General features: G+C 73.6%; 6 protein-coding genes and 1 pseudogene. All 7 read left to right on the top strand.

What is annotated here, in order from left to right:
- The first annotated feature begins 223 nt into the window (after positions 1-223).
- Positions 224-2035 (top strand): aspartate--tRNA ligase, encoded by a 1812-nt coding sequence (aspS, locus tag GSF22_RS27485; protein ID WP_208816643.1) that lies wholly within the window; start codon positions 224-226, stop codon positions 2033-2035.
- Positions 2036-2219: 184 nt separating this feature from the next.
- On the top strand, positions 2220-3035 hold the full coding sequence (locus tag GSF22_RS27490; RefSeq protein ID WP_208816644.1) for a sugar nucleotide-binding protein: 816 nt from the start codon (positions 2220-2222) through the stop codon (positions 3033-3035).
- 88 nt (positions 3036-3123) lie between these two features.
- A complete protein-coding gene (locus tag GSF22_RS27495) occupies positions 3124-3708 on the top strand; it encodes a winged helix-turn-helix domain-containing protein (protein WP_208816645.1) in 585 nt (194 codons plus the stop codon).
- Entirely contained in the window at positions 3705-5012 is a 1308-nt protein-coding gene (locus GSF22_RS27500; protein ID WP_208816646.1) for an MFS transporter, read from the top strand. Before GSF22_RS27495 ends, GSF22_RS27500 begins: the two co-directional genes overlap by 4 nt.
- Before the next feature lie 142 nt (positions 5013-5154).
- A complete protein-coding gene (locus GSF22_RS27505) occupies positions 5155-5373 on the top strand; it encodes a hypothetical protein (protein WP_208816647.1) in 219 nt (72 codons plus the stop codon).
- Positions 5374-5448: 75 nt separating this feature from the next.
- Positions 5449-6987: a replication-associated recombination protein A gene (locus GSF22_RS27510; protein WP_208816648.1), complete on the top strand. Its 1539-nt coding sequence runs from the start codon at positions 5449-5451 to the stop codon at positions 6985-6987.
- Positions 6984-7758, top strand: a pseudogene (locus tag GSF22_RS27515) (hypothetical protein); the annotation flags it as partial. The gene GSF22_RS27510 and the pseudogene GSF22_RS27515, both read left to right, overlap by 4 nt.

The following is a 7758-nucleotide window of genomic DNA, read 5'->3' on the forward strand; positions in this document are numbered from 1 at the left end:
GACCTCCCACCCTTTCGACCTCTCCCGTCGATCATGAAGTTGTTCTCGCGACACGCCGAATGACGTGACAACAACTTCATGATCGACTGCTGTGTCCGGTGCCGTCGTCAGGTGGGGGTCGAATGGGGAGCCGATCCGGCCGGATCGCCGGGTGGCGCCGGACGGTACGGGGTGCCCTGACAGAATGCGGGGGCAGACCGATCCAGATGAGGAGACGCTTCTCGTGATCCGTACCCATGACGCCGGGAGCCTGCGCGCGACGGACGCCGGCAGCACGGTGACCCTCGCCGGGTGGGTGGCCCGCCGACGCGACCACGGCGGTGTCATCTTCGTCGACCTGCGGGACGCCTCCGGCGTGGTGCAGGTGGTGTTCCGCGAGGGCATGGATTCGGCGCACGCGCTGCGCAACGAGTTCTGCGTGCGGGTGACCGGTGAGGTGACCCGGCGGCCCGAGGGCAACGACAACCCCGAGCTGCCCACCGGCCAGATCGAGGTCACCGCGAGCGAGCTGGTCGTCCTCTCCGAGGCCGCGCCGCTGCCGCTGCCGGTGGACGACCAGGTCGAGGCCGGCGACGACATCCGCCTGCGGTACCGCTACCTGGACCTGCGCCGCAGCGGCCCGGCGAAGGCGATGCGGCTGCGCTCGCGGGCCAACCAGATCGCCCGGAAGGTGCTGCACGAGCGCGACTTCCTGGAGATCGAGACCCCGACGCTGACCCGCTCCACCCCGGAGGGCGCCCGGGACTTCCTGGTCCCGGTCCGCCTCCAGCCGGGCAGCTGGTACGCCCTGCCGCAGTCCCCGCAGCTGTTCAAGCAGCTGCTGATGGTCGGCGGCATGGAGCGGTACTACCAGATCGCCCGCTGCTACCGGGACGAGGACTTCCGGGCCGACCGGCAGCCGGAGTTCACCCAGCTCGACATCGAGATGTCCTTCGTCACCGAGGACGACGTCATCGGCCTCGGCGAGGAGATCGTCACCGCCCTCTGGTCCGAACTGGCCGGGCACGACATCCCCCGGCCGATCCCCCGGATCACCTGGCACGACGCGATGGCCCGGTACGGCTCGGACAAGCCGGACCTGCGCTACGGCGTGGAGCTGACCGAGCTGACCGACTACCTACGCGGCACCGAGTTCCGGGTGTTCGCCTCGGCGATCGACGCGGGCGGGTACGTCGGTGCGGTGGTGATGCCGGGTGGCGCCGGTCAGAGCCGCAAGGAGCTGGACGGCTGGCAGGACTGGGCCAAGGCGCGCGGTGCACGTGGTCTGGCGTACGTGGTGCTCGACGCGACCAGCGGCGAGGCACGGGGGCCGGTGGCGAAGAACCTCTCCGCCGCGCACCTGGCCGGGCTCGCCGACGCGGTCGGCGCCAAGCCCGGCGATGCGGTCTTCTTCGCCGCCAGCACCAACACCCGGGAGGCGCAGGAGCTGCTCGGTGCGGCCCGGGTGGAGATCGCCAAGCGGGCGGGGTTGGTCGACGAGAGCGCCTGGGCGTTCTGCTGGGTGGTCGACGCGCCGATGTTCGAGCGGACCGACGAGGGCGGCTGGACGGCGGTGCACCACCCGTTCACCTCGCCGAACGCCGACTGGGTGGACCGGTTCGAGGAGGCACCGGACCGGGCGCTGGCCTACGCGTACGACATCGTCTGCAACGGCAACGAGATCGGTGGCGGTTCGGTCCGTATCCACCGGGGCGACGTGCAGAAGCGGGTCTTCGACCTGCTCGGCATCACGCCGGAGGAGGCCCAGGACAAGTTCGGCTTCCTGCTGGACGCGTTCAAGTACGGCCCGCCGCCGCACGGCGGTATCGCCTTCGGCTGGGACCGGGTCTGCATGCTGCTCGCCGGGGCGGACTCGATCCGTGAGGTGATCGCCTTCCCGAAGACCCGGGGCGGCTACGACCCGTTGACCGGGGCGCCGACGCCGATCACCGCGCAGCAGCGTACCGAGGCGGGGATCGACGCCAAGCCGAAGCCGGCGGCGGTGCCGCACACCGGTACCGCCGGGCCGGCCGCCCCGGTCGCCGACCCGGTCTGACCGACCGCGCCCGCGGCGTCCGCCGCTTTCGGCGCCGTGTCGCGGTCCCGGCTCCCGCACCTGCCGTTGATCATGAAGTTGTTGTCCACTGGCACGGCGTGTCGGGGCAACAACTTCATGATCAACGCGCGTTGGGCAGGTGTGCGACGACGGGGGAGTGGGCGGTGGCGGGACGGTGGCGGCGGTGAGGCTGCTCGTGGTCGGGGCCAGCGGGCACCTCGGTGGCGAGGTGTGCCGGCGGGCACGCGTGGCCGGGCACGACGTCGTCGGGACGTACCACCGGCAGTCCGTGCCCATCGACGGCGTTGACTGGCGGCGGCTCGACGTGCGGGACGGCGCCGCAGTGCGGGCGCTGGTCACGACGGTGCGCCCGGACGCGGTGGTGAGCAGCGCCTACCTGTACGCGGACTGGGCGGTCACCGCCGACGGCGCCGCGCACGTCGCGGCGGCTGCCGCCGAGCGGGGCGCCCGGTTGGTGCACGTCTCCAGCGACGCGGTGCACGGCGGTCGGTCGCAGCCGTACCACGACGACGAACCGCCGTCGCCGGTCTTCGCCTACGGCGCGGCGAAGGCGGCGGCGGAGACGGCGGTACGGCTGGTCGACCCGTCCGCCGCACTGGTGCGCACCTCGCTGATCCTCGGCGACGAGCACAGCAAACAGATCCGGCTCTGCCTGGACGCCCTCGCCGGCCGGGCGGCCCTCTACAGCGACGAGGTCCGCTGCCCGGTGGGCGTGGCCGACCTGGCGGACGCGGTCCTGGAACTGGTGGCCGGCGACTACGCGGGCACCCTCAACGCCGGTGGTCCCGACGGGGTGAGCCGGCTCGACCTGGGCCGGTTGGTGGCCCGCCGGTACGGGCTGGACGCCCGGCGGCTGCGCACGATGACCATCGCGGAGTCCGGTGGTGGGCGCCCCGCCGAGATCCGGCTGACCGGGGTGCGCGCTGCCGAGGTGCTCCGGACCCGGTTGCGCGGGGCCGCCGAACTCCTCGCCGGCTGAATCCACCGGTAACCGCACCGTCTCCGAGGTCCGCACCAAAAGTGCACAGAACTTGTGCACAACTTCTGTGCAGAGTTATTGTGCATTCATGCCTGAGCGCGACGACCAGCGGACCGTCCACCTCGACAGCCGGCAGATCCGGGTGCTCGCCCACCCGCTGCGGATCCGGCTGCTCGGCATCCTGCGCGCCGAAGGGCCGGCCACCGCGACGATGCTCGCCCACACCCTCGACACCAACACCGGCGCGACCAGCTACCACCTGCGCCAACTCGCCGACGTCGGGCTCGTCGTCGAGGACCCGGACCGGGGCACCGCCCGGCAACGGTGGTGGCGGTCCGCGCACCACCTCAGCTCGTGGGAACCGACCGACTTCGACCACGACCCGGACGCCCGCGCCGCCGCCGAGTGGATCCAGGCCGACCAGGTACGCATCCTCGCCGAGCAGGCCGACCGGTGGCTGGCCGTCCAGCACGACTACTCCCGCGAGTGGCGCGACGTCGCGGGCATGGGGGACATCCTGCTGACCCTGGGCCCGGCCCGGCTGCGTACGCTCACCGACGAGCTGTGGCAGGTGATCGAGCGGTACCGGAACGATCCGACCCCGGACGACGAGGACGCCCAGCAGGTGGTGCTCTTCCTTGCCGGATACCCGCGCCCCCGGGACACCCGGTGAGCGCGCTGAGCGTCCGGCAGGTCCGCCGACGGTACCTGGTCCTGCACGGGCTGCGCTGGGTCCCGGTGGGGCTGCTCTTCCCGGTGATGATCCTGCTGATGCAGGAACGCGGGCTCTCCCTGTCCCAGATCGGCCTGGTCCTGGCCGCCCAGGGGGTGGCCGTCCTGGCCCTGGAACTGCCGACCGGTGGGCTCGCCGACGCGCTCGGTCGCCGACCGGTACTGCTCGCCGCCGGTGTGCTGCACCTGGTCGCCCTGCTGTTCTTCGCCGTCGCCGACACGGTCACCCTGTTCCTGGTCGTCTTCCTGCTCCAGGGCGTGCACCGGGCCCTGGACAGCGGCCCGCTCGACTCCTGGTACGTCGACAGCACCCTCGCCGCCGACCCGGCCGCCGACTTCGAGAGCGGTCTCGGCGCCGGCGGGGTGGTCACCGGGCTGGCCGTCGGCGCCGGAGCACTGCTCAGCGGCGCCCTGGTGGCGATCGGCCCGGCCAGCCCGGTGCACGTCCTGACCATCCCGGTGACCGCCCTGACGGTCCCGGTACTGGTCGCCGCCGTCCTGCAACTGCTCTCCCTGATCGCGCACCTGCTGCTGCTCACCGAGAGCCGGCCGGCCGCCGGCCGGGCCAGCATCGGCGCGTCGCTGCGGGCCGTACCGGCCACCATCGGCGGCGCCCTCGGGCTGCTGCGCCGCTCCCGGGTGCTCCTGGCCCTGGTCGGTGTCGAACTCTTCTGGGGCTTCGGCATGGTGACCTTCGAGGGTCTGCTGCCGGTCCGGCTCGCCGAGGTGGCCGGCGACCCGGACCGGGCCGCGATCCTGCTCGGACCGGCCAGTACCGCCGCCTGGCTCGCCTCGGCCGCCGGTGCCGCGCTCGCCGTACCGGTCAGCCGTCGGCTCGGGACCGCCCCGACGGCCGCGCTGCTGCACGTCGTGCAGGGCGGCACCGTGGTCGCCATGGCGCTGCTTGCCGGACCGGTCGGCATCCTCGCCGCCTATCTGGCCTGCTACGCGGTACACGGTGCGGCCAACCCGCTGCACGTCGGACTGCTGCACCGGCAGGTCGACGGCCCGTACCGGACCAGCGTGATCTCGCTCAACTCGATGGTCTCGCTGCCGGCGGGTGCGCTCGGCGGGGTGGTGCTGACCGCCCTGGCCGGGGCCACCACGGTCAGCACCGCCCTGCTCGCCGGAGCTGTCGTACTCGCCTGCGCCGCACCCCTGTACCTGCCCGCCTGGCGGGCCGGCCGACGGACGGTCTCCCGGGTCGAGGACGCCCCGGTGCCGGTCGCGTCGTCGAGTGGTTAAGAGGGGACCCTTCCTCTACCAAAAGCGATAACAGGGGGCCCTTCCTTGCACTCCTCACAGCCCGTCCGGGGCGGCGATTGACGATCGGTCCGTTCGGGTACATCGGGGTCGACCTACTGGTAACCCCCACCGGAGGACTGGAATGCTTGCTATCGCTGCGGCTGTCGTCTTTGGTTTCGCGCTCCTGCTCGACCTGCTCGGCACCGACCTCGGCGCGCCCGACCTGTTCAACTGGCAGACCCTGACCCTGATCGGGCTGCTGCTGCTCTCGCTCTACCTGGCCGGCGTCGGTCGCGGTGCCGGCCGCACCGGCGGCGGAGGCGGGCGCTGGTACCGGGGTCGGCGGCCGGGTCGCGGCTGACCCGGAACGATCATCACCGGCTCGGCCCACGCCGCGTTTTCGTCGCCCGTGGGCCGGGCCGGTACTGTCTCCGTGATGGAGTCCGACGCCCTCTTCTCCCTCGCCGAGCCGGGCGAGGCGCGTGGCGCGCCCACCGGTACGGTGCGTGTCGACGGCTTTACGGCACCGGACCGGAACTCTCCGCTGCCGGTGCGGATGCGCCCGGTGACGATCGACGAGCTGGTCGGTCAGGAACACCTGCTCGCCCCCGGTTCGCCGCTGCGTCAACTGGTGACCGGCACCAGCCCGATGTCGGTGATCCTGTGGGGACCGCCCGGCTGTGGCAAGACCACCATCGCCCACCTGGTGGCCGGGGCCACCGACCGCCGGTTCGTCGCCATGTCGGCGCTGTCGGCCGGGGTCAAGGACGTCCGCGCGGTGATCGAGACGGCCCGCCGGGAGCGGCGGGCGGGCGGCCGGCCCACCGTGCTCTTCATCGACGAGGTGCACCGCTTCAGCAAGACGCAGCAGGACTCGCTGCTCGCCGCCGTCGAGGACCGGACGGTCACCCTGCTCGCCGCGACCACCGAGAACCCGTACTTCTCGGTCATCTCCCCGCTGCTGTCCCGCTGTGTGCTGCTCACCCTGCAACCGCTGACCGACGACGCGGTGCGGGGCCTGCTGCGTCGCGCGGTCACCGACGAGCGCGGGCTCGGTGGCGCGGTCACGCTCGCCGCCGACGCCGAGGACCACCTGGTACGCCTGGCCGGCGGTGACGTCCGTAAGGCGCTGACCGCCCTGGAGGCGGCGGCCGGATCCGCGCTGGCGCTCGGTGCCGGGCAGATCGACCTCGCCGTCGCCGAGCGGGCGGTGGATGTGGCGGCGGTCCGCTACGACCGGGACGGCGACGCCCACTACGACGTGACCAGCGCGTTCATCAAGAGCATGCGCGGTTCGGACGTGGACGCCGCCCTGCACTGGCTGGCCCGGATGCTGGTCGCCGGGGAGGACGCCCGGTTCATCGCCCGCCGGTTGGTGATCTTCGCCAGTGAGGACGTCGGGATGGCCGACCCGGGTGCCCTCGGCGTGGCGACCGCCGCCGCCCACGCCGTGGAGTACGTCGGCCTGCCGGAGGCCCAGCTCAACCTGGCCCACGCGGTGATCCACCTGGCCACCGCGCCGAAGTCGAACTCGGCGACCACCGCGATCGGGGCGGCCATCGCCGACGTGCGGGCCGGCCGGGGCGGTGGGGTGCCCCGGTCCCTGCGGGACGCCCACTACTCGGGCGCCCGGGGCCTCGGGCACGGGCGCGGCTACCGGTACCCGCACGACGACCACCGGGGCGTGGTGACCCAGCAGTACGCCCCGGACGACCTGGTCGGGGTGGACTACTACCAGCCGAGCGGGCACGGGGCGGAACGCGCGGTGGCCGGCCGGCTGCCGCTGCTGCGCCGGATCGTGCGCGGGCAGGGGCCGGTTCCGGCGGCGGACGGTCCGGGCCGGACCGAGCCGCCCACCCCGGCCGCGACGGTCACCCCGGCGCGGGCCGGGGAGCGGGTGCCGGCCGACGACCGGCCCGCAGGTGGCGAGGCGACAGGCGAGAACGGCAGCGAAGCCGGAAAGGAACACCAGTGAGAGGGCGCTCCGACCGACCGGAGGACGGTACCGACGACCTGCGGGACGGGCGTACCAAGGGACGCCGGTGGGGCAGGGGGAGAGGCGAGGAACCGGCCGAGGAGCCGGTCAGCGCCGAGGAACTCGGCTGGATCGACGACCTCCGCACAGCCAAGCAGCAGCGTACCGAGCTGGGACCGGACGGGGTCGCCGCTGCCGGTCCGTGGCCCGGTGAACCGGTCCGGCCGGCGGGTCAGCCGCGTAGCCCGCAGCCCCCGGCACCCCGGGTGCCGGATGGCCCCGTACCGCCGCCCGCCGTCGCACCGGCGCCGGATCGGCGCCCGGCTCCGCCGCGTACCCCGGCCGCACCGCCGCCCGGCGTCAGTCGGCCCGGAGGGCGGGACGCCGGGGGGGAACCGACCGGCGAGGTGACCCACCCGGGTGCGACCGGTGGACGTCGTCGGGCACCTGACGGCACCGGAGCCGGCCCGGCCCCCCGCACCGGTGGCATACCCGTCGTGCCGCAGTCCGGCAGTGCCCCGGTACCGCCGCCGGTGGTGCCGCGCTCGGGTAACGCCCCGGTACCGCCGGTCGTGCCGCAGTCCGGTAACGCCCCGGTACCGCCGGTGGTACCGCAGTCCGGTAACGCCCCGATGCCACCGCCGGTCGCAGGCCGGGCCGTGCCGGCACCCCCGCCCGGTCCGTCGCCGCGCCCCGCGCCGGTGCCGCCGGTACCGTCCCACGCTGCCGGACCCACCACCGTGGGTCGGGCCGGTCCCGACGTGTCACAGG

The sequence above is a fragment of the Micromonospora echinofusca genome (assembly GCF_017614955.1).
In the GTDB taxonomy this organism is placed as follows: domain Bacteria; phylum Actinomycetota; class Actinomycetes; order Mycobacteriales; family Micromonosporaceae; genus Micromonospora; species Micromonospora echinofusca_A.

Coding starts and splice junctions, on each gene's coding strand:
- GSF22_RS27505 (WP_208816647.1), top strand. CDS start 5,155: ATGCTTGCTATCGCTGCGGCTGTCGTCTTTGGTTTCGCGCTCCTGCTC.
- GSF22_RS27510 (WP_208816648.1), top strand. CDS start 5,449: ATGGAGTCCGACGCCCTCTTCTCCCTCGCCGAGCCGGGCGAGGCGCGT.
- GSF22_RS27495 (WP_208816645.1), top strand. CDS start 3,124: ATGCCTGAGCGCGACGACCAGCGGACCGTCCACCTCGACAGCCGGCAG.